The sequence below is a fragment of the Micromonospora sp. DT233 genome (assembly GCF_049841815.1).
GTDB lineage: Bacteria > Actinomycetota > Actinomycetes > Mycobacteriales > Micromonosporaceae > Micromonospora.
Genome location: NZ_JBNCLB010000010.1, coordinates 123,336 through 144,017 on the forward strand (window position 1 = coordinate 123,336; position 20,682 = coordinate 144,017).

The window sequence follows — 20,682 nt, forward strand, 5'->3', positions numbered from 1 at the left end:
ATAATCGACGCTGGTCCGGAACTGATACCGACCTTCTATCACCCTTTGCGGTTGGTCAAGCACGATGCGTCATGTCACCGACACACTGTTAGCGACAGAATTAACGCCCCGGACCCGTTTCGGTCCTGTTGAGCTGGCCCTCATGCTGTGCTGGCGCTTCGACAAGCGCCAATGCACTTCGTGAAGGGAGAACGAATGCACTATCCGGACATTCGGCGGGCGGTCACCGTCACCGCGTCCGCCGCGCTCGTCGCGGCGATGACCCTGGTCGGGGCCGGCGCCGCGCAGGCCGCCCCCGACGAGCGCGCCGCCGGCGCGGCGACGGTCAGCACGGCGACGGCGGGCGTCTCCGCCGCCGCCCGCAGCGGGCAGGGCGTGGCCGACCAGGCCAGCAACTACTGGACCCCCGAGCGGATGCGGACCGCGATCTCGGCGGACACGCTGGTCGAGAAGGCCGACTCCACGTCCGCCACGGCCCTGGGCCCGAACGGCCCGGCCCGCTCCGTGCCGGCCGCCGCCCCCACCGTGTCGCGCAAGGCCGTGGACAAGAAGGCCGGCAGCGGCATGGGCACCAACGTCAACGCCTCCGCGACGGTCGGCAAGGTCTTCTTCTACAACCCGTCCAACGGCGGGAACTACGTCTGCTCGGCGGGCACGGTGAACAGCGGCTCCAAGCGGCTCGTGATGACCGCCGGGCACTGCGTGCACGGCGGCGCGGGCGGCACGTGGATGCAGAACTGGGTTTTCGTTCCCTACTACAACTACGGATCCGCGCCGTACGGCCAGTGGTCGGCGAAGTCCCTGACCACCTTCAATGCGTGGATCAACAGCAGCGACCTCAGCCGGGACGTCGCCTGGGTCGTCACGTGGCCGAACGCCTCCAACCAGTTGCTGGTCAACGTGGTCGGTGGTAACGGGATCATGGCGAATTACCCGTACCAGCAGTTCATCACCATTCTCGCCTATCCGGCGGCGCCGCCGTTCGACGGCGGGTGGCAGCAGTACTGCCAGGGCAACTCGTACCAGTCCGGCAACAAGATGGCGATGAACTGTGGCTTCACGGGAGGTTCCAGCGGATCGCCCTGGTTGCAGGGGTACAGCGACGCGACGACCCTGGGCAACATCGACGGGATCATGAGCACACTGGACGGCGCCGGGGTGAACCGGAGTTCGTACTTCGACACCGCCGTCTGGGACGCCTACAACTCGCTGGCGAACGTCACCTGATTCACCCGTTCGGGTAATCCCCGCCCCCGACCGCGATCCGCTGGATCCGGTCGGGGGCGGGGCGCGTCCAACCAACGGGTCGTCCGGCCGGGCGGCCGAGGACCGGGCCCGCTGGGGCCGGGCCCACGGAGAGGAGCCGACGATGAGGCGAAGCTGGGGCGTGGCGGTCGGGGCCGCCGTCGCCGTGCTGGTGGTGGCCGTGGTGGTGGCCGGGGTGGCGGCCCGCCGTTCCGGGCCGGCGCAGTCACCGGCGGGGCCGGCGGGCACCGGGGGCGACGTCGGCACGAGCAGCACGCGGCTGCCCACCCCGGACGGCTCGTACTGGGACCAGGGCCGGATGAGCAGCGCCGCGCCGGCCCCGATGCCCACCGGCTGACGCGACCGGGGAAGAGCACGGCCGTCAGGCCGTCAGGCCGGCACGCAGTCCGTCGCCCCGTGCTGCCAGGAGTGGTCGTAGCGGCCGGCGACCTTCGTGACGAAGTCGCCGATCGCCGCGACGTCGAGGCCGTCGAGGCGCTGCCAGCGCTGCCAGCCGCTGAGCCCGATGCCGTGCCCGAGCGCCGGGTAGGGGGCCACCACCACGTCACGGGGGTGCCGGCGGCCGAGGCGCTCCAGGGCGTCGACGTCGGCGGCGGAGGTGTCCGGGGCGTACTGGACCAGGACGTGCCCGTGCTCCAGGGCGTGCACCTGCAACTCCGCCGACACCGGCTCCCGGTAGACGCCCGGGGTGACGACGCGGGGGGAGTGCGGGCCCGACGTCGGCGGCACCGTGCGATAGGGGGCGTGCGGGGCGCCGTCGTACGCCACGTGCCGGTTGCCCTCGAACGCCGCCGGTGTGCCCGGCACCTGGTCGCAGCCCAGCGCGACGGTGTCGTCGGCCAGGCCGAGCGCCACCCCGAGCCCCAGGCTGGACATGGTGAGCACGCTCAGGGTGGTGACCACGACGCTGACCACCGTCCCCAGCCAGCGGCGGCTCACGCGGCGGCCCTGCGCGTCTGGATCCGGTTGCGCACGACCACCCCGAGGGGCAGCAGCACGTTGACCGCGGTGAAGAGCAACAGGGCGATCCCCTCCCACCAGTAGGAGCTGGCGAACGGCGCCCCCACGAGCACCCCCGCCGCCCAACCGAACGTGACCTTGGCGCTGGGCCAGAGGAAGTGCAGCAGGAACCAGGCCATCCAGATCAGCCCGGCCAGGTAGAGCAGCCGGTACCAGCGCGACACCCGCAGGTCCCGGGCGTGCGCGTCGCGCAGGATCGCCGCCTCCTGCGGGTCGAGCCGGCGCACCAGGCGCTTGAGCGACAGCCGGGTCACCTGGTGCAGGTTGCGGCAGCCGGTCGCGGTCGCCATCACCAGGTACATGTCGGTGCGCAGGTACGCCAGGGTCTGGAAGGCCAGCTTCACCGCCTGGCTGAACACCACCATGGCGAGGAAGCGGACCAGGCCCGGGGGCAGGTCGATCCAGCCGCGCGACCAGGCGAACCGGGGCGCGACCGCGCAGAACAGCAGCACGCCGTCGATCGCCATGCCGGCGAGGAACGGGCCGTAGCGGCGCTGCGGCGGCAACGCCCAGAGTCCCGACAGGTCGGTCTCCAGCACCGGGAAGATGCCCCGCCGCTCGACGCGCAGCCGCGACGGCACGCCGACGGCGGCCCCGGCCAGGGCGTGCCAGACCTCGTGCACGATCGTCAGGGCGATCACCACGACGTTGGTGATCAGCAGGCTGAGCACGATGTCGGGGAAGATGAAGGTGTCCTCGTACGTGGGCAGCAGCGACGGCTCGGCGGCGAACATGGCGGCGGTGGCGACGAGACAGCCGACGTAGAACGTCCAGGCGACCCGGCCGAAGAGCGGCCGGACCAGGCGGGCGGGCAGCCGCGAGACCGACCAGTACCGGCCCGCGCGGGGCGCGGCCGGCGCGCCGTCGCCGCTCGCGCTGCCGTCGATGATGCCGGCCTCGACGAGCACCTCGACGAAGTCGAGGGCGTCGACCGCCTCCCCGGTCTCGCGCTCCACCTCGGCGGCGGCCTCGGCGACGCTGCGCCCGGCGGCCAGCAGCCGCACCAGCCGGGCCCCGACCTCGGGTACGACCACGAAGGTGCCGCTGACCGGGTCGCCCACCACGTACTCGTCGGCGTCCTCCGCGCGGACGACGAGGTGGTCGACCCGGGGTCGGCTGTCGGCGTCCAGGGTGATCATCGTTCCTCCCCGAGCCAGCCGCAGGTGTCGCACTTGTGCCCGGGGGTCGGGTGCACCACGTAGTGGTAGGTCAGGTCGGTCAGGCTCAGGTGGTACATCCGGCCGAGCGTGCTGGCCGGGATGCCGCCGAGGTGGTGCACCGCGTCGAGGGCGGCCAGGTGACCGGTGAGGTTGGCCGACGGCGCGATCACCGCGTGGCCGGTGAACGCGAACAACTCCTCCGGCTCGACGCCGTGCCGGTCGCGGAGCCGGTCGTTGACGCTGGGCAGGCAGTCCTGGCAGCAGGTGCGGCCCGGCACGAAGAGCCCGACGACGGCCATCGGGCCGGCGTACTGGGCGATCATCCACGGGGTGCCGGTGCGCAGGGCGGCGGTGTTGGTCCACTCGCGGATGGTGTGCAGCGGCTGGTCGGCGCAGAGCACGAGCAGGTCGGCGTCGCGCATCAGCGCCACCATCGACTCGGTGGAGTCGACCCGGATCTCCTCCCCGGTGACCGTCACGTAGGAGTTCATCCGGCGCAGCCGCTCCACCGCCACGGCGAGCTTCGGGGCGCCGATGTCGTCCTCGGTGTAGAGGAGCTGGCGGGTCAGGTTGCCCGACTCGACCACGTCGAAATCGACGCAGTGCACCGCGCCCACCCCGGCGGCGACGAGCGAGGAGGCCACGGCCGAGCCGGTGCCGCCCAGGCCCACCACGACCACGCGGCTGGCCTTCAGCCGGGCCTGCACGTCGAAGCGGGACGCACGCGGGGTCAGGTCGACCCACGCGTGGTAGGTGAACGCCCGCTCGTAGCGCTCGACCTCGGCCGGGCTCAGGCTCGGCGGGGGCGGCGCGGCGGCGTCCTCGACGTACCCGGCGTCGATGATCGTCTCCAGCGCGTCGACCGCCTCTTCGGCGGTCAGCTCGGGGCGCTCGGCGGTCAGCGCCGCGACGATCTCGTCCCGGCTGCGGGTGCCGTCCATCAGGCGCAACAGCGCCCACAGGGACCCGTCCTCGTCGTCGATCTCCGCCCCGATGCCCACCTGCCGGCCGCCGATGTTGATCAGCGTCGGGGCCAGGCGTACCGGCTTGTGGATGCCCTTGATCCGTGGTCGCCGCATGCCCGCAGACCTCCCTGGTCGCGAAAAGGCGGCCGGGGCGCGGTGATCCGCGCCCCGGCCCTTGTTGGATCAGCCGCAGATGTCGTTGCGGCAGCCCGGGTCGATGATCGCGACCGTGGTCTCGAGCTTCTCGAGCTTGCGCACGACGACCTTGGCGGGCTTGCGCTTCATCTCGATCTTGTTGTCCATGGCGGCCTCCATCGAATTGAGCGGGATTGACGCGGCGTGCCCGCTCGCGTCGCCATAATTAGAGCACCGGTAATTGGTGGTGACAATAATTATCTGCGACTCAAAAAGATGTGTGGACATGCGGCGAATTCATTGTCTGGGGATGTCTTCGGGCAATAATCAGGTAAAGGCCGTGCGCGGGACGGTGTCGGCCGTAAAGATCCATTTCGGGGCGGTCGTCCAGGTAGGAGGGTGATCGCCCCCCGGCGAAAACAACGCGAACGGGGCACCGCACCCCGGATTCCTGGGCTCCGCGACCGGCTCGGCAATCTGGCCCGGACGGCGATTTCTGCAACGGCCCGGCCGGCCACCCGGGACACCATTTCGCGCCCGCCGGCGACAATGCTCCAATCGCATCGACGCGCCCGGACGTTCGTCTTCAGGTGTCGTCCAAGGGGATGAGGCGAGCGGGTCCGTCGGCGGTTGCCTGCCGTCGGATTCCAGACACGGTTGCGGCCATCGGGCCGCGTCTCTGCCATCCTGACCGTTCCCTGTCAGTGCCGGACCCGCGCCGACCAGGCCCCGTGCCGGCGAGCGGAACCGGGCGGGGGGAACGGGGGTTCGGATGACCGGACGTATGGAAACAGACCGCCGGGTCGAGGCGTCGTCGGCGGCGCTGACCCGCGGCGTGTCGCGCCCGGAGCAGGTCGGCTCGGCCCGGTGGCGGGAATCGCTGCGCACCACCCCGGCCAGGATCATCGGCGCCGGGCTGCTCCTGGCGGTCCTCCTCGTCGCCACCGCCGTGGTGGCCCTGGGTGCCCGCATGCCGGCGAGCACCCTGGGCGAAGCGGCCGCCGGCGTCGCCGCCCGGACCGGCACGAGCGCCCGCCAGATCTACGTCGGGCTGGCCGACGCCGACGCCGCCGCCGGCGCCGCGTTCCTGCTGCCGCCCGGCGAGGAGCTGTCGACCCGGCTGCGGGCCGACTACCGGCAGAAGATCAACGAGGTCGAGCACGCGCTGAACGTGTCGATGGGCGCGGCGGCCGACGACCCACGCCGCCTGGCTCGGCTGGCCACGATCGCCGCCCGGCTGCAACGGTACGAGGGGATCATCGCCGACGCCCTGGCGGTGGCAAAGCCGAGTGACGCGGTCAGCAACGAGCAGGTGCTCGCCGCCGCGTACGCCCGGGAGGCCTCCCACTACCTCTCCGCCCACCTGCTCCCCGCCGCCCAGGCGCTCTGGGACTACGACACCAGGCTGCTGCGCGAGGCCCGGGGGGAGGCCCGTTGGTGGGCGGCGGCCTCCCTGCTGATGCCGGCGCTGACGCTGGCGGCGCTGGTCGCCGTGCAGTGGTGGCTGTGGCAGCGCACCCGGCGTCGGCTCAACGTCGGCCTGCTGGTCGCCTCCCTCGGCGTGGTCGCCGTGCTGGCCATGGCGGTCGCCTCGTGGTCACACTGGCCGACCGCCGCCAAACGGTTCCCCGTCCTGGAGACGGCGATCGACGACCAGAGCGCCACCCAACAGCGGCTCGGCGCGTTGCTGTCGGGGCGCGCCGACATCTACCTCGGGCTCGGGGCGAGTGTGGACCCGGCCGGGCACCGCCGGGACTTCGACGACCGGCGGCTCTGCGACCCCCCGGACGGGGTCGACTGCACGACCCTCGCCCTCGTCTGGACCGCCCGGCAGAGCTCGCAGCCGGGCGCGTTCCGCTTGGCCGTGAACGCCGTGCTGGAGGGGGGCAGAGCCGGGGAGTCCTTCGACACCGCGACCGACACCCTGACCCAACGGCTCGACAGGGGCGACAAGTGGGTCGCGGCGGAGGTGACGAACCTGGAGACGGCACCGCGCCAGTACGGCGGGGAGGCGGCCTGGGTGGTGCTGCTCGCCGGCGTCGCGGCCCTCCTCGGGCTGCGACAACGACTGATCGAGTACCGGTGAGGGGCGCGGCGATGACGACGCGGGCGATGACAACAGTGGTGGGCCGGCGCACCCGGCGGAGCGGGTCGGCGCCGCTCCGGGCCGGGCTGGTCGGGGCGCTGCTGCTGGTCCCGGCGGCCTGCACGGCGGCCCCGCCGTCCCCGGCGGTCGCCCCGAGCGCCGTGCCGTCGGCCGTGTCGTCGGCCACGACCAGCGACAAGGCTTCCAACGACATCTGCACGGTGCGCAGCAGCTACCCGCCGAGCGAGACCCCGCCGGGCGGCGTCCACGAGCGAGGGCTGGTGGTGGGCGTCGACCCGTCCGACGCCACGATGAGCTACTGGAACGCCAAGGAGCAACAGTTCGAGGGCTTCAACATCGACCTGGTGGTGGCGCTGGCGGAGCTCATCTGGCCGAAGGAGGACCCGCGCAAGCGGATCACCTTCAAGATGGTGCCGCCCGGCGGGGGTGCCTTCGCGATGCTGGAGGCGGACCACCCGGACCGGGTCGACTTCATCGCGACCTCCCTGACGGCGTCCTGCGCGCGCGCCGAGCAGGTGCTCTTCTCCAACGACTACCTCGACTCCGGCCAGACGGCGCTGGTCCGCCGCCGGGGCGGCGACTTCACCGGCGCCCCGGAGTACGCGGGGATGGACCAACTCGGCGGCCGGAAGGTCTGCGCGGCGGCGCAGACCACCTCCCTGGCGGCGATCGCCGGTTACCGCACGGCGGGCGGCGAGCGGCTGGTGCCGGTGCAGGCCGCCCACCCGATCGACTGCCTGGTCATGCTGCGCCAGGGCCAGGTCGACGCGGTCAGCACGGACGAGAACATTTTGCTCGGCTTCGCCCGGATGGCCCCCGACACCGTGCTGGTGACCGAGCCGCCCCGGGACAACACCCCGTTCTGCCGGTACCACAACGGCAAGTCGCCGTGCACCTGGTTCACCGACGAGCCGCACGCCTTCGCGTTTGCCCGGGGCAACCCGGAGAGCCTGGAGCTGCTGCGCTTCGTCAACCACGCCCTGGAGTCCACCCGGGCCTCCGTGTGGGCGACGGCGCACCAGCGGTGGCTCAAGGGCCACCCCGACCGGGGCATGCCGAGTCCGGGCCCGGCGGTGACGTCGTGGCCGCCGGGCTGAGGGGCAGCCTGATGTCGGGAGGCGAGCGGATCGACGCGGTGCGGGCCGCGCGCGCTCTGACGTCCGATTGGCTGCTGGAGGCGCAGGAGCTGATCACCGGGGAGTTCGGCTCCCCGCTCACCGGCGTCACCGCCGGCACCGAACAGGCGGCAACCGACGAGCTGCACGTCCTCGGCTGCCTGTCGCTGGCCCTCGCCCCGGCCGACGACGCGACCGGTGCGGCGCACGTCGGGCCCGGACCGGGCGGTGCCGGTGCGGCGCACGTCGGGCCCGGACCGGGCGGTGCCGGTGCGGCGCACGTCGGGCCCGGACCGGGCGAGGGTGGGGCCGGAGCGGGGGCGGGACGGGCCGGCCACGACCGGCTGCTCACCGACCCGATCGAGGTGACGTTTCCCCCCGCCCCGGGCGGATCGCCCCGGGTGGAGTGGCTCACCCTCGACGAGATCGTCGCGGCGGCCCGGGAACGCCGGGGCACGATCCGGCGGTTGGTCGACGCGTACCGGGTGGCCATGCGGTTCGTGGATGCCGACCTCGACCGGCTGCGCCGGGAGATCGGGGAGCTGCGGCACCGGGCCGCGCTGGCCGGCGGGGACCCGGCGCTGCTGGACGGCCCCGCGACGCGGCTCGCCGGGTTGGCGCGGGAGGCGGTGGCGGACCCGGTGGGGTGCGGTCGCCCCGGCCCCTGGCGGGACGGCCTGGCCGGGCTGGCGGAGGAGTTGGCCGCGGTGCGCCGGGAGGTCGTCCCGGTCGCGGAGGACCCGGACCGGCTGCCGGCCCTGCAGCGGCGGCTGCGCTCGTCGGTGCGGCGCCTGCGCCGGCTCGCGGACGAGGCCGCCCGGGAAGGGCTGGGCGACGGCGGGGACCCGGTGGCCTCGCTCGACATCGACGGGCTGCTGGCGCGGGTCGCGGCGGCCCGGTCGGCGTCGCCCGCCGGCGGCACGCCGGTCGACGGCGAAGAGCTGGTCGCCGCCCTCGACCGGGCCATCGACCTGGTCGACGCCGCCCGGCGGCGGCTGCGCGGCCGGTGCCACCTGGAACTCAACGGACGCTTGGCGGCGTACCGGCAGCGTGCCGCCGACGAGGGCCGGGCCGAGCACCCCGACCTCGACCAGAGCTACCGCGACGCGCGGGACCGGCTGCGTCCCGACGGCTTCGCCGTGACCGCCGCGAGCCAGGCGGTCCGCGCCTACCAGCAGGCCGTGAACGAGGTGAGGCCATGACGTCCACGATGCGTTCCTGCGCGGAGCGCAACTGCTCCGGCACGACGGACCGGGACGGCTTCTGCCGGCTGTGGGGCCACCCGTGCCAGGGCCAGGTGTCGGCGGTGGGGTCACCGCCGGCACCGGTCGAGCCGCAACCGGCGGGCCCCGGCGACCCGGCCCCGTCGGCGGGCCCCGGCGACCCGTTCGTGTCGGCCGGCTCCGGCGGCTCGGCGGCCCCCGGCCACCCGGCGTCGCGCGATCCGTGGCGGTCCCGGTCCCGGCCGTGGGAGAACCCGGTGCTGATCCCGCCGCCCCGGGCGAGGGACCCGCTGGAGGCGGTGCTCGCCGAGCCGGTGGTGCCCGAGCAGGCCCGCTACTGCCCCCGGACCACCTGTCGCCGCCGGGTGCCCCGGGTCAGCGGATACTGCCCCAACTGCGGTGCCCGCTACTCGTTCACCCCGCCGCTGGCCAGGGGCGACGTGCGCGCCGGGCGGTACCGGATCGAGGGCTGCCTCGGCCACGGCGGCGTGGGCTGGGTCTTCCTCGCCCACGACGAGGACATGGACGGCAGTTGGCGGGTGCTGAAGGGGCAGCGCAACCCCGCCGACCGGGAGGCCGCGGCGGCGTTCGTCGCGGAACGGCAGGCGCTGATCGCGCTCAACCACCCCGGCATCGTCACCATCACGCACGCGCTGCGCCCCGAGGCCGACACCGACGTGGGCTACCTGGTGATGGAGTTCGTCAACGGCGGCACGCTGGAGGACGCCCGCCGCGCCATCGGCCCGCACGGGGGGCCGGCCGCCGTCGACGTGGCGCAGGCGCTGGGGTACGCCGTGCAGATCCTCGACGCCTTCGCGTACCTGCACGACCAGGGCTGGCTCTACTGCGACCTCAAGCCCGAGAACGTCATGCTGGTCGGCGGGGCCGGCGGGGTCGGCCCACTGAAGCTCGTCGACTTCGGCGCGGCCCGCCGCATCGACAACACCGTCAGCCCGCCCTGGGGAACGGCCGGCTTCGAGGCGCCCGAGGTGCAACGGCTCGGCCCGGCGGGGCCGAGCGTCCGCTCCGACATCTACACGGTCGGCCGTACCCTCGCCGCGTTGACCCTGACGGTCAGCTCGGCGGACCTGCGCCCCCTGCCGGCGGGGCAGGGCCTGCTGCGGCTGCCGCTGCCCGCCCGGCTCGACCCCTTCGCGCGGCTGCTGGCGCGGGCCACCGCCGTCGAGCCCGAGGAGCGCTTCGACTCCGCCGCGCAGATGCGCGAACAGGTCCGGGGGGTACGGCGGCAGGTGCGCTCGGCGGCCGACGGCATCCCCCGGCCCACCCGGTCCACGCTGTTCAGCCCGGCGGCCTGCGCGTTCGCGCTGCACGCCGACGCCGGCGCCCTCGACGCGGTGGAGGTCGCGCTCGGCCTGCCGACGCCGCTGGTCGACGGCGGCGACCCGGCGGCCGGCTTCCTCGCCTCGCTCGGCCCGGCGGAGCCCGCCGAGCTGATCACCCTCCTCGGCACCGCGCCGCAGCACACGGCCGCGGTCACCTTCCGGATGGTGCGGGCCTACCTGGCCGCCGGCCGGGGCGACGAGGCGGGGCCGCTGCTCGCCGGCTTCCCCGACGACCTGCGGGACTGGTCGCTGTGGTGGCACCGGGGCCTGGTGGCCCTGGTGGGCGGCGACAGCGAGGCCGCCCGGGACCACTTCGCCCGGGTGTACGGGTGGCTGCCCGGCGAGGTCTCCGCCCGCCTGGCGTACGCGGTGGCCTGCGAGTTCGCCGGCGACCACCGCACCGCCGCCGCGCACCACCGGGGAGTGTGGGAGACCGATCAGGGCGTGGTCGCCTCGGCCTTCGGGCTGGCCCGCTGCCTCTTCGTCAACGAGGGCCCGCGCGCGGCGGCAGCCGTCCTGCTCAGCGTGCCGGAGTCCGCCCGCGCCTGCGCGGTGGCGGTGACCTGCGCGGTGCGGATGCTGCTCGACGCCCCGGAGGACGGTCACCGGCTCGACGCCGCGCTCGACGCCGCCGCCGTGGTGGAGAAGCTGCCCGCGTTCGGCGAACGCGAACTGGTCGAGGCGTACATCCTGCGGATCGCCCTCGACAGCAGCCTCGACGATTCCCGACACGCCGACCGGCGGCTCTTCGGCCACCGGCTGGCCACCGGCCCGCTGAGCCGCGCCTTCGAACGCACCTGCCGCTCGCTGGCCGGGCGCACCGGCGACCGGCGGGAACGCATCGCGCTGGTCGACCTCGCCAACGCGCAGCGGCCGGTGACCTGGTGGTGACCCCGGCCGACGAACACGACGAAAGGAGCCCCGCGTGAGCACACCGGACGGGCTGCGCCTCGACCTGACCGCACACCACAGCGAGTACCTGCCGGCCGACGGCGGGATCGTCGACGTGGTGGCCGCCGTCCGGGCCGGGCCGGACGGCGGCCGTTCGCGGCACGACGGCCTCGCCGAGGTGATCCTGCTCGACTGCTCCGGCTCGATGGGGGCGCCGCAGGCCAAGATGCGGGCTGCCCGCCGGGCCACCCTCGCGGCAGTCGACGCGCTGCCCGACGGGGTGGCGTTCGCCGTGGTGGAGGGGACCAGCCAGGCCACGATGATCTACCCCAAGCAGCGGCGGCTCGCGGTGGCCGACGAGGACACCCGCGCCGGGGCCCGGCAGGCGGTGAGCCGCACCTCGCCGCACGGCGGCACCGCCATCGGCCGGTGGCTGCTGCTGGCCCGGGACCTGCTCGGCGCCCGGCCCGACGCGATCGGGCACGTCATCCTGCTCACCGACGGCCGCAACGAGTCCCAGCAGCCCGCCGAGCTGAAGGCGGCGGTGGAGGCCTGCGTGGGCCGGTTCACCGTGGACTGCCGGGCCATCGGCACGGCCAACGGGATGCACGACTGGGACGGCCCGGAGCTGCTCGTCATCGCCGACGCGCTCGGAGCGAACCCCGTCGTGCCGGTGGAGGACCTGGACCTGCTGGCCGGCGAGTTCGCCGCCGTGCTCGACCGCGCGCTGACCCGCCGCACCGCCGACGCCCAGCTGCGGGTACGCACCAGCGCGCTGGCCCGGATCCGCTTCGTCAAGCAGGTGTATCCGACCATCGCCGACCTCACCGTCCGGGGTGTCGCCGTCGGGGACCGCACCATAGACTTCCCGCTCGGCGCGTGGAGCCCGGCCGACCGGCGCGACTACCACGTGGCGTTGGAGCTCGACGCGATGAACCCGCAGGCGCGGCGGCGGGCCGGCTGGCTCAGCGTGCGGGTCGACGAGGCCGTGCCCGGCGACGAGACGCCCGTCGACGTGGAGTGGACCGACGAGATCGAACTCTTCTCCCAGGTGCACGAGACCGTGGCGCACTACACCCACCAGCAGGGGTACGCCGACGAGGTGCGGCTGGCCCTGGCCGCAGCCGGCGAGGGCCGGCTCAGCGACGCCGAGCGGCACCTCGGCCGGGCGGTGGCGCTGGCCCACGCCGGTGGCCACGAGGACAAGCTGCGGCAGCTCGAACGGCTCGTGGACATCATCGACGCCGCCGTCGGCGTGGTGCGCCTCAAGCCCGGCTTCGACCTGAAGCAGTGGCAGCCCTCGGCGGTGTCGGCGCCGCAGACGTCGGGCTGGGTGCCTGGCGGGCCGCCGGCCGGGTCGGGCCGTTCGGCGCCCGCGCCACACCCGGCCCCCGAGCAGCGGGTGCCCCCGTGGGAGCACTGCGGCCAGACCCACACCAGCCCGTACTGCGCAGAGTGCGGGGCGCACCACGAGTCGCCCGACGGGCCGCCGCCCGACGGGTCGTAGGATTGGCGCACCATGCCCAGTGAGCGCCGCGGAAAGCCGGACCCCGCCCGCAGCCTGGCCCTGCTCTGGCGCACCGGCGAGCCGACCGGCCGCGGTGCGGGCCCCGGGCTGAGCGTGGACCGGATCGTCCGGGCGGCCATCGACCTCGCCGACGCGGCGGGCATCGACGCGCTGACCATGCGCCGGGTCGCCGAGGCGCTGGGCGTCGCCACGATGTCGGTCTACACCTACGTTCCCGGCAAGGCCGAACTGCTCGACGTCATGATCGACACCCTGTACGGCGTGATGAGCCGACCGGCCGAGTCCCCCGAGGGCTGGCGGTCCCGGCTGGAGCGCATCGCCCGGGAGAACCTGGCGCTCTACCGCGCCCACCCGTGGCTGCTGCGCGCCGAGACGTCCCGCCCGGTGCTCGGCCCGAACAGCATGGCCAAGTACGACTACGAGCTGGGCGCCCTGACCGGCCTCGGCCTCACCGACGTGGAGATGGATGCGGTGCTCACCCTCGTGCTCGGTCACGTCCGCAGCGCGGCGCGGGCCGCCCTCGACGCGGTCAACCTGGAGCGCGAGACCGGGATGACCGACGCGCAGTGGTGGCAGGCGCACGCCCCCTGGCTGGAGCGCCTCGTCGCCCCGGGTCGCTACCCGACCGCCGCCCGGGTGGGCACCGCGGCCGGACAGGCGCACGGCACGGCCCACGACCCGGGTTACGCCTTCGAGTTCGGCCTCCAACGCGTGCTCGACGGCGTCGCGGTGGTGGTCGGCGAGCGCGTCGGCGGGGCCGCCGTGGTGGTCGACGAGCGCGGGGCCGACGTCGGCCGCTGACCGCCGCGCCGTCGCAGATCCGTCACCGCCGACCGGCCTGGCCCCCGTTCGGCGTATTGAACCGGGCGGGCGCGGGGCGGATGCTGTATTGCATCCATGTTCACCGATGTGTGGAGGCTTCGGATGCGTCGTTCCGCCCTGCTCGCCCTCCTGCTCGCCGTCCCCCTGCTGGCCCCACCGGCGGTCGCCCACGCCGCCGCGCCGGGCACCCCATCCGCTGCCGCCGCGCCGGACATCGCGCCCGCCCTCGCCCCCGTCGCCGGGCCGGTCGGCACCGCGTGGACCGTCGACCCGGCCACCGGCGTCAGCACCGTCGCCGTGGACGACACGGTCAGCGACAGCGCCCTGGCCGGGCTGCGTACCCGGCTGGCCGGCACCGGCGCGGTGGTCCACCGCGAACCGGGCCGGCTACGCACCCTGATCGCCGCCGGGCAGGGCATCCACGGCGGCGGCGGCCGCTGCTCGCTGGGCGCCAACGTCCGCAGCGGCAGCACCTACTACTTCGTCACCGCCGGGCACTGCACGTCGTTCGCCGCCACCTGGTACGCCGACGCCGCCGGCACCACGCTGCTCGGCTCCCGCACCGGCACCAGCTTCCCCGGCAACGACTACGGGATCGTGCGCTACGCCTCCTCGACGATCCCCCACCCGAGCGCCGTCTACACGTACCCGGGGTCGTTGCCCGTCACCGGCGTCGGCACGCCGGTCATCGGCCTGGCCGTCTGCCGCAGCGGCTCCACCACGGGCGTGCGGTGCGGCACCATCACCGGCCTCAACGCCACCGTCAACTACGCCGAGGGCTCCGTCGCCGGCCTGATCCGCACCAACGTCTGCGCCGAGCCCGGCGACAGCGGCGGCCCGCTCTACGTCGCCGCCACCGGCAGGATCCTCGGCATCCTCTCCGGCGGAACCGGCAACTGCACCTCCGGCGGCACCACCTACTACCAGCCGATCATCGAGATCCTGGCCGCCTACGGGGTGAGCATCCCCTGACCCGGTGGGTCGGGCGGCCTCAGGCGACGAAGTGCGGGTTCCCCGCCGTCAGCCGCAGCGTGTAGCCGCCCGGCCCGCGCTGGGAGGTGACGTGGTTGCAGGACTGGTGGGTGATCCAGAGGCCGAGCCCGCCCTCCGTGCCCTCGGTGATCGGCAGCAGCCCCGCGAACGGGGCCTTCGGCCCCTCGCCGCAGTCGGAGACCGTCACCACCATGCGGTCCGGCCCGGCCCAGAGCCGCAGGCAGACCGGCGACTGACCGTGGCGCAGCGCGTTGGTCACCGTCTCGCTGACCGCCACCACCAGATCCTCGATGTCGTCGCCAGGCAGCAGCCCCCGGTCGGCGGCGTAGACGGCGGCGCGCGCCTGCGCGGCCGTGGGCTGGGCCAACTCGATCGTCGGGGGCGTCGACTGGAGCGGGTCGGGCAGCAGCGGCCGGTCCTCCCGCAGGTACTCCGTCGGCTCCGTGTAGGTGGGGCTCGGCACGTGCCGGCCGTCCGGGGTGACGTGTCGGGGATGGGTGCGGGCCACGTCGTCCAGCACCGTCGAGGGCGTGACCCGGGTGTCGTACGCGCACATGCTCCAGAGCGGGAACTCGTCGTACGCGACGTTTATCGCCGACTCGTACCGCGCCCACCAGTCCCAGGTGACCCCGAGCGTGGTCCGGGGCAGCTCGCCGACGATGCGGATCTGCTGCGCCCCGGCGGCGACGTATCCGGCGAGCAGCTCCCGGTAGGCCCGGATGGCGCCGGCGGGCCGGGCGTAGACGTTCCCGCCGGCGAGGAAGGTGACGCCGCTGTCGGCCGGCAGGGCCCGGCGGAGCAGGGCGGTGTTGCGCTCGCCGAAGGAGACCACCGTCGGCTCGCCGGCGGCGACCCCGCCGAGCAGGAACGGCATGGTGATCGCCAGCAGCTCCTCGTCGGAGCCGTAGCAGGCCGCCTCGTGGAAGTAACCGCAATGGCCGGCGGCGGCGCCGGTCCTCATCGGGCCGCCTCCACCCGCAGGTCGGGTAGGTCGAGCAGGTCGACGAGGCGGGCCGTGGCGGCCCGGTTCGTGCGCAGCACCGCCACCGCGCCCAGGCCGCGGGCGTGCTCACCCAGGCGCAGCAGGGAGCGGTGGTCGACGAAGCGCAGGTGCGTCGCGTCGATCACCAACCGGCCGTCGACCGGCCGCAGGTCGGCCCGGTCCAGCGCGGTGGCCAGCAGGTCGTGGGTGGACTGGTCCAGCTCGCCGGCCAGGCCGGCCCGATCCTGGTCGGCGGCGTAGAGCCGGAACAGCACGTCGTCGGCGTTGCTGCGCGGGTGCAGGCAGGCCAGCTCCGCGACCGCCCCGGCGGCCAACTCCTGCGGGTCGTAGACGCACATCGCCGAGAAGGGGTGGGCTCGCATGTACCGGTCGATGAGGTGCTCGTAGCGGGTGAACGCCTCCCGCTGCCCGGGGGTGCGGACCAGCCCGGTGGCCTCCGCGACCACCCGCAGCCCGGTGTGACCGGCGGCCAGGGCCGCCTCGGTCGCCTCCGCGTAGGCCCGGACCTGGGCGGCCGGGTCGGCGACCCGGTCGTCGACGTAGGTGGCGTCCAGCGCCACGAGCCGGGCGGCCCCGTCGCGCAGGGCGTCGGTGAACCCGGGGACGGCGGCCAGCCAGACCAGCGCGGCGGCCGGGTCCCGCTGCGCCACGTACCACACCTGCTCGCCGGCGGCGAGGCCGGCGGAGAGGAACGCCCGGGCGGCGGCCTGGAAGGCGGCCGGGTCGTCGCGTCGCCAACAGACGTGGCCGGCGGGCGGCACGGGGCGCGCGTCGGCGTTCATGTACAGCCCCATGCCGTCATTGTAAGCCCACCGTCGGCCCGTCGGTCGAGGGTAGTGCCGGTCACCCGCGCTGGTAGAACCGGGACGCGCCGGGGTGCAGTGGGATCGGGTCGGTGTTGGCCGCGCCGCCCCGGTTGAAGTTGCGCCCCTCCGGGTGCACCGCACCCAACTCGGTCTGGTGGGCGAAGAGCAGCGCGGTCAGGTCGTACGCCAACTGGTCCGGCATGTCGGCGCTGACCAGGATCATGTTCGCCACCGTCACCGTCGGCACCGCCTTCGACGTCCCGTACGCCTTCGCGGGCAGGTCGGCGGTGGTGTAGACGGGCCCGTACACGGCGGTCAGCGGCTCGACCAGGTTGGCGATCGGCAGGAACCGGAACTTCCCCGGCGCGGCGGCCAACAGGTCGGCGATGCCCGGCGTGGGGAGCCCGCCGGAGAAGAACAGCGCGTCGAGGGTGCCGGCCCGCATCCGGGCGACGGTCTCCGGCAGGGAGAGCCGGGCCCGCTTCACGTCGCGCTCCGGGTCCACCCCGGCGGCGGCCAGCAGCCGGCTGGCGATGACGTCCGTGCCGGAGCGGGGAGAGCCGGTGGAGACGCGCTTGCCGCGCAGGTCGGAGAGGCCCTTGATCCTGGCGTCGGCGCGCACCAGCACGTGCGTGTAGTTGCTGTAGACCCGGGCCAACGCGCGGATCGGTTGGGGCCGGCCCTGGAACGCGTCCCGCCCGGCCGTGGCGTCCGCAGCGGTGTCCGCCAGGCTGAACGCGATCTCCATGTCGCCGCTGGTGACCCGGGTGATGTTCTCGCCCGAGGCACCGGTCGGCTCGGCGCGGGCCTCGTAGCCGGGCAGGTACCGGCTGATCAGGTCGGCGTACCCGCCGCCGAGCTGGTAGTAGACGCCGGTGGTGTTGCCGGTGGCGAGGAAGATGCGCCCCTCGTGCCAGGGCGTCGGCGGTGCCGCGGAGTCGGAGCCGCAGCCGGTCGCCAGCAGGACGGCCAGCATCGAGACCAGCGCGGTGACCACCCGCCGGGAGCGCCCGGGGGAGCGCGGCGAAGCCGTCGCCGCCGGTACGGCCCGCGCCGGGCGGGACGGGGTGCGGCGGGCGGTCACGACCGGGCCGCCGGTTCGAGGGCCTCGGCCACCCGTTGCACCAGCATCGCCGTCTCGTAGCCGATCTGGCCGAGGTCGCAGCCGGGCGCGGCCAGCACGCCGATCAGCGCCCGGTCGCCGACCGACATGACCAGCAGCACCCCGCCGTCCATGTCGACGATCTGCTGGCGTACCCGACCGGCGTGCATGAACCGGGCGGCGCCGATGGTGAGGCTCGCCAGGCCGCTGATCACGGCGGCGAGGTGGTCGACCTGGTCGGGGGTCAGGCCGGGGGAGGCGGCCAGCTTGAGGCCGTCCCCGGAGACGGCGAGGGCGTGGGCGACGTCGGGAACCTGGGTGGCGAAGCTGGCCAACAGCCAGTCCAGACCGCTGCTCGGCTGCGGATTCATGTGGTTCTCCTGGTGAGGTCGCTCTGCTGGCCCCGGCGCATCGCGGTCGCGACGCCCTCGGCCAGCGCGGAGAGTCGGGCCCGGACGAGTTCCGGGTCCAGCAGGTCGTCCGACTGCCGCGCGGCCGGCGGTGCGTCGGGCAGCGAGGGCGCGAGCTGGCTGCCCCGCACGCGCTGCGGCAGCGCCCCGCCGCCCGCCGCGCGCCCCGCCGCCGAGCCGCCGGCGGCCCCGCCGCTCGGGGTCGCGTAGGCGGACGTCCCGTGGCCCGCCCCCGCGCCGTTCGAGACCCCGTGGGCCGGCGTCGCCTGCCCCGGCGGCGTGCCCGGCGTGCCGTGCTGCCGTGCCGCGCCGGGTGGCGTGCCGTGCTGCCGTGCCGCGCCGGGCGGCGTGCCCGGCGTCCCGTATTGCCCTGCCGCGCCGCCTGCCGCGCCGCCGCCTGCCGTGGCGGCCGGGCCCGTGCGGGTGCGCCAGGCCGCGCCGTCGCTCCACGTCGGCCCGACGTTCCAGGCCGCACCGCCGCCGACCGGCAGCCCGGCGGGCGCGGCCGGCCCGGACTGCGCCCGCGCCCCCAGCACGGGCAGCGTCACCGTCGGGGAGTGCGGGGAGTGCGGGGAGTGCGCCGGCTCGGGGCCCGCCGTCAGCTCTCCGGCGACCGGCGTCGGCGGCCAGGCCGGCGGGGCTGCGGCGGACGTACGCGTGGGGGAGAACCAGGTCCCCGTCATCGACGGCCGCTGCGGCGTCGCCGGCACCGACGCCCGCTCCGCCGGTCGGACGGCGGGGGCCGCCCCGGCCCGGCTGACCACCCGCTCCGTCGGGGTGAGGGCGCTCTCCGGGAGCTCGACGGTGGCCATGGTGCCCGCGCCGGAGCTGAACAGCGCGACCCGGATGCGATGCCGGGCGGCCAGGTGCGCCACCACGTGCAGCCCCATGCTGCCCGCCGCGGCGCTGGAGAGCGTGCCCGGCGTGCGGAGCCGCTCGTTGATCTCCGCGAGCCGGCTCGCGCTGATCCCGATGCCCCGGTCGTGCACCCGCAGCAGCAGCCCGTCGAGCGTGCGCCGGCCGTCGACCCGCACCGGCGCGTGCGGCGGCGAGTAGGCGGTGGCGTTCTCCAGCAGCTCGGCCAGCAGGTGCACCAGGTTGCCCACGACCATCGCGTCGACGGCCACCGGCGGCAGGTCCGACTCGACCCGGGTGTAGTCCTCGATCTCGGCGGCGGCGGCCGTCACCACGTCGGCGATCAGATGCGCGCCGTGCTGCCCGCGTCCGGGTTCGCCGCCGGCCAGCACCAGCAGGTTCTCCCCGTTGCGCCGCAGCCGGGCCGCGAGGTGGTCGAGGGCGAAGAGCCGGGCCAGCGCGTCCGGGTCGGTCTCGTCGCGTTCGAAGTCGTCGAGCAGCCGCAGCTGCCGGGTGATCAGGGTACGGATCCGCCGGGCCAGCGCCTCCGCCATCCGGGTCATGTCGACCCGCAGCTCCGCCTGCTGCCCCGCCAGGCGCAACGCCGCCCGGTTGACGGTGTCGAAGGCGTCGGCCACCTGGGCGATCTCGTCGCGCCCCCGGGCGATGCCGGCGGTCAGGGCGAGGGCGGAGCCCTCCTCGTCCGCCTGGGCGTCGGCGGCACCCAGCGGCCTGCCGGGGCCGCCGCCGGCCGAGATGGCGGTGATCCGCTCCGGCAACTCCCGGTGGGCCATGGTCAGCGCGGCCGCCCGCAGCCGGCGCAACCGGCGGCTGGTACGCACCGCGAGCAGACCCGCGGCGACGAAGGCGAGCACGGCCACGGCCACGGTCACCCCGGCGCTGAGCCCGGCGTCGCGCCGGGCGTCGCCGGCCAGCTCGGCCGCCTGCCGGTCGAGTTGTTCGGACAGGCCCCGGCCCACCAGGTTGTACCGGCGGATCACCCCGCTCTGCGCCACGTACCAGGCGTCGCCGTCGGTGACCAGCGCCTCCGGGTTCTGCTCCGCGTTCAGGGCGCCGTCGCGCAGCCGGCGGGCGGTGGCGACGTCCTGGCCGTCGAGCAGCCGGTTGTAGATGGCCGACGAGTCGGGGCTGGCGATCCGGGAGAACTCCGCCTGCCGCTGCTCCTGCCCCCCGCGCAGCTGGGCCACCCGGGCCAGCTCGCCCGGTTCCAGCGCGCCCCGGGAGAAGATCGCCCGCAGCAGGTCCCGTTCCAGCGCGGCGAAGTGCTCCTGGGCGGCGACGGCGGCCACCTCGCGGGCCGCGTTCGCCAGGTCCGTGTCGCGCAGCTGGGCGGGGAGCGCGTCGGCGACGGCCAGCAGCGTCTCGACCAGGGTCACGTAGAGCTGGTCGGCGGGGCGGGGGCCGAGCGCCGACTCCCTTGCCTCGTCGAGCTGGGCGAGTTGGCCGTCCGCGCCGTCCAGCGGCCCGACCAGCGCCGGTGCCGCCCGCCGGGCGTCGTCGCGGGCCCCGCCGTACCGCTGCACCGCCGTGTCGACCCGTTGGCGCTGCGCGTTGACCAGCTCCCGGCCGGACGCGCCGCCGCGCTGGCGCAGCGCGACCGTCTCGGCCAGCTCCCGCTCCAGCTCGTGCACGAGTCGTACGGTCGCGGTGGCCGTGCCGGCGAGCACCCGGGCCCGCTCGGCGTCGGCGGTGGCGGCCAGGGCCGTGCGGGTCTGCAGGGTGCCGAGCACCAGCAGACCGACCGTGGCGATCAGGATCGGCGCGACCAGTTGGGTCCGCACCGACCACAACCGGTTGGTCCGGTCCGTGGGCCGGTGGTGCCGGCGTACGTCGGCGGTGCCTGGCTGCGGCACGCGGGCCTCCGGGGCGGTGGGTGGTGGGGTGGTGGTCATGGGGTGCCGCCGGGCCCGGCGTGGT

17 protein-coding genes are annotated in these 20,682 nt (G+C 74.9%); 9 read left to right on the top strand and 8 right to left on the bottom strand.

Annotated features, from left to right (window positions below):
* Nucleotides 1-195: 195 nt before the first annotated feature.
* Both ACLQ2V_RS21010 and ACLQ2V_RS21015 read left to right on the top strand, forming a co-directional pair.
* Entirely contained in the window at nt 196-1,227 is a 1,032-nt protein-coding gene (locus ACLQ2V_RS21010) for a hypothetical protein (protein WP_425720237.1), read from the top strand.
* Between the two features lie 142 nt (nt 1,228-1,369).
* A complete protein-coding gene (locus ACLQ2V_RS21015; RefSeq protein WP_425720238.1) occupies nt 1,370-1,603 on the top strand; it encodes a hypothetical protein in 234 nt (77 codons plus the stop codon).
* 32 nt (nt 1,604-1,635) lie between these two features.
* Here ACLQ2V_RS21015 and ACLQ2V_RS21020 read toward each other — a convergent pair whose 3' ends face one another.
* The 3 genes from ACLQ2V_RS21020 to ACLQ2V_RS21030 are packed head-to-tail and all read right to left on the bottom strand — an operon-like array spanning nt 1,636 to nt 4,525.
* A complete protein-coding gene (locus ACLQ2V_RS21020) occupies nt 1,636-2,205 on the bottom strand; it encodes a DUF3105 domain-containing protein (protein ID WP_425720239.1) in 570 nt (189 codons plus the stop codon).
* Nucleotides 2,202-3,425, bottom strand: a complete 1,224-nt coding sequence (locus ACLQ2V_RS21025) for a hypothetical protein (RefSeq protein ID WP_425720240.1) — start codon at nt 3,423-3,425, stop codon at nt 2,202-2,204. Before ACLQ2V_RS21025 ends, ACLQ2V_RS21020 begins: the two co-directional genes overlap by 4 nt.
* A complete protein-coding gene (locus tag ACLQ2V_RS21030; RefSeq protein ID WP_425720241.1) occupies nt 3,422-4,525 on the bottom strand; it encodes a HesA/MoeB/ThiF family protein in 1,104 nt (367 codons plus the stop codon). Before ACLQ2V_RS21030 ends, ACLQ2V_RS21025 begins: the two co-directional genes overlap by 4 nt.
* Before the next feature lie 805 nt (nt 4,526-5,330).
* On the opposite strand from ACLQ2V_RS21030, the gene ACLQ2V_RS21035 reads away from it, so the two are divergent.
* From ACLQ2V_RS21035 to ACLQ2V_RS21065, 7 genes are all read left to right on the top strand, one after another.
* Nucleotides 5,331-6,632, top strand: a complete 1,302-nt coding sequence (locus ACLQ2V_RS21035) for a hypothetical protein (RefSeq protein ID WP_425720242.1) — start codon at nt 5,331-5,333, stop codon at nt 6,630-6,632.
* A 26-nt stretch (nt 6,633-6,658) separates the two neighbouring features.
* Nucleotides 6,659-7,750 carry a transporter substrate-binding domain-containing protein gene (locus tag ACLQ2V_RS21040; protein WP_425720243.1) on the top strand — a complete coding sequence of 364 codons (1,092 nt, stop codon included), beginning with the start codon at nt 6,659-6,661 and terminating at the stop codon, nt 7,748-7,750.
* An 11-nt stretch (nt 7,751-7,761) separates the two neighbouring features.
* The gene (locus tag ACLQ2V_RS21045; RefSeq protein ID WP_425720244.1) at nt 7,762-8,970 is read left to right on the top strand and encodes a hypothetical protein; all 1,209 of its coding nucleotides are present in this window, start codon (nt 7,762-7,764) and stop codon (nt 8,968-8,970) included.
* Nucleotides 8,967-11,225 (top strand): tetratricopeptide repeat protein, encoded by a 2,259-nt coding sequence (locus ACLQ2V_RS21050; protein ID WP_425720245.1) that lies wholly within the window; start codon nt 8,967-8,969, stop codon nt 11,223-11,225. Before ACLQ2V_RS21045 ends, ACLQ2V_RS21050 begins: the two co-directional genes overlap by 4 nt.
* A 34-nt stretch (nt 11,226-11,259) precedes the next feature.
* Nucleotides 11,260-12,732 carry a VWA domain-containing protein gene (locus tag ACLQ2V_RS21055; protein WP_425720246.1) on the top strand — a complete coding sequence of 491 codons (1,473 nt, stop codon included), beginning with the start codon at nt 11,260-11,262 and terminating at the stop codon, nt 12,730-12,732.
* A gap of 12 nt (nt 12,733-12,744) precedes the next feature.
* Nucleotides 12,745-13,554 carry a TetR/AcrR family transcriptional regulator gene (locus ACLQ2V_RS21060; RefSeq protein WP_425720247.1) on the top strand — a complete coding sequence of 270 codons (810 nt, stop codon included), beginning with the start codon at nt 12,745-12,747 and terminating at the stop codon, nt 13,552-13,554.
* A gap of 123 nt (nt 13,555-13,677) precedes the next feature.
* On the top strand, nt 13,678-14,547 hold the full coding sequence (locus tag ACLQ2V_RS21065; RefSeq protein ID WP_425720248.1) for a S1 family peptidase: 870 nt from the start codon (nt 13,678-13,680) through the stop codon (nt 14,545-14,547).
* Nucleotides 14,548-14,566: 19 nt separating this feature from the next.
* Here ACLQ2V_RS21065 and ACLQ2V_RS21070 read toward each other — a convergent pair whose 3' ends face one another.
* The 5 genes from ACLQ2V_RS21070 to ACLQ2V_RS21090 are packed head-to-tail and all read right to left on the bottom strand — an operon-like array spanning nt 14,567 to nt 20,657.
* Nucleotides 14,567-15,529 carry an anti-sigma factor RsbA family regulatory protein gene (locus ACLQ2V_RS21070; RefSeq protein ID WP_425720249.1) on the bottom strand — a complete coding sequence of 321 codons (963 nt, stop codon included), beginning with the start codon at nt 15,527-15,529 and terminating at the stop codon, nt 14,567-14,569.
* Complete coding sequence (locus ACLQ2V_RS21075) at nt 15,526-16,365, bottom strand: MEDS domain-containing protein (protein WP_425720250.1); 840 nt, start codon at nt 16,363-16,365, stop codon at nt 15,526-15,528. Before ACLQ2V_RS21075 ends, ACLQ2V_RS21070 begins: the two co-directional genes overlap by 4 nt.
* 49 nt (nt 16,366-16,414) lie before the next feature.
* Entirely contained in the window at nt 16,415-17,461 is a 1,047-nt protein-coding gene (locus ACLQ2V_RS21080; protein ID WP_425720251.1) for a TAXI family TRAP transporter solute-binding subunit, read from the bottom strand.
* On the bottom strand, nt 17,458-17,850 hold the full coding sequence (locus tag ACLQ2V_RS21085) for a roadblock/LC7 domain-containing protein (protein ID WP_425720252.1): 393 nt from the start codon (nt 17,848-17,850) through the stop codon (nt 17,458-17,460). Before ACLQ2V_RS21085 ends, ACLQ2V_RS21080 begins: the two co-directional genes overlap by 4 nt.
* Nucleotides 17,847-20,657: a nitrate- and nitrite sensing domain-containing protein gene (locus tag ACLQ2V_RS21090; RefSeq protein WP_425720253.1), complete on the bottom strand. Its 2,811-nt coding sequence runs from the start codon at nt 20,655-20,657 to the stop codon at nt 17,847-17,849. Before ACLQ2V_RS21090 ends, ACLQ2V_RS21085 begins: the two co-directional genes overlap by 4 nt.
* Nucleotides 20,658-20,682: the final 25 nt, after the last annotated feature.

Excerpts from the sequence above, each read along its gene's own strand:
- ACLQ2V_RS21050 (WP_425720245.1), top strand. The coding sequence starts at position 8,967 with ATGACGTCCACGATGCGTTCCTGCGCGGAGCGCAACTGCTCCGGCACG.
- ACLQ2V_RS21010 (WP_425720237.1), top strand. The coding sequence starts at position 196 with ATGCACTATCCGGACATTCGGCGGGCGGTCACCGTCACCGCGTCCGCC.
- ACLQ2V_RS21065 (WP_425720248.1), top strand. The coding sequence starts at position 13,678 with ATGCGTCGTTCCGCCCTGCTCGCCCTCCTGCTCGCCGTCCCCCTGCTG.
- ACLQ2V_RS21060 (WP_425720247.1), top strand. The coding sequence starts at position 12,745 with ATGCCCAGTGAGCGCCGCGGAAAGCCGGACCCCGCCCGCAGCCTGGCC.
- ACLQ2V_RS21070 (WP_425720249.1), bottom strand. The coding sequence starts at position 15,529 with ATGAGGACCGGCGCCGCCGCCGGCCATTGCGGTTACTTCCACGAGGCG.
- ACLQ2V_RS21090 (WP_425720253.1), bottom strand. The coding sequence starts at position 20,657 with ATGACCACCACCCCACCACCCACCGCCCCGGAGGCCCGCGTGCCGCAG.
- ACLQ2V_RS21045 (WP_425720244.1), top strand. The coding sequence starts at position 7,762 with ATGTCGGGAGGCGAGCGGATCGACGCGGTGCGGGCCGCGCGCGCTCTG.
- ACLQ2V_RS21015 (WP_425720238.1), top strand. The coding sequence starts at position 1,370 with ATGAGGCGAAGCTGGGGCGTGGCGGTCGGGGCCGCCGTCGCCGTGCTG.
- ACLQ2V_RS21040 (WP_425720243.1), top strand. The coding sequence starts at position 6,659 with ATGACAACAGTGGTGGGCCGGCGCACCCGGCGGAGCGGGTCGGCGCCG.
- ACLQ2V_RS21035 (WP_425720242.1), top strand. The coding sequence starts at position 5,331 with ATGGAAACAGACCGCCGGGTCGAGGCGTCGTCGGCGGCGCTGACCCGC.
- ACLQ2V_RS21025 (WP_425720240.1), bottom strand. The coding sequence starts at position 3,425 with ATGATCACCCTGGACGCCGACAGCCGACCCCGGGTCGACCACCTCGTC.
- ACLQ2V_RS21085 (WP_425720252.1), bottom strand. The coding sequence starts at position 17,850 with ATGAATCCGCAGCCGAGCAGCGGTCTGGACTGGCTGTTGGCCAGCTTC.
- ACLQ2V_RS21030 (WP_425720241.1), bottom strand. The coding sequence starts at position 4,525 with ATGCGGCGACCACGGATCAAGGGCATCCACAAGCCGGTACGCCTGGCC.
- ACLQ2V_RS21075 (WP_425720250.1), bottom strand. The coding sequence starts at position 16,365 with ATGGGGCTGTACATGAACGCCGACGCGCGCCCCGTGCCGCCCGCCGGC.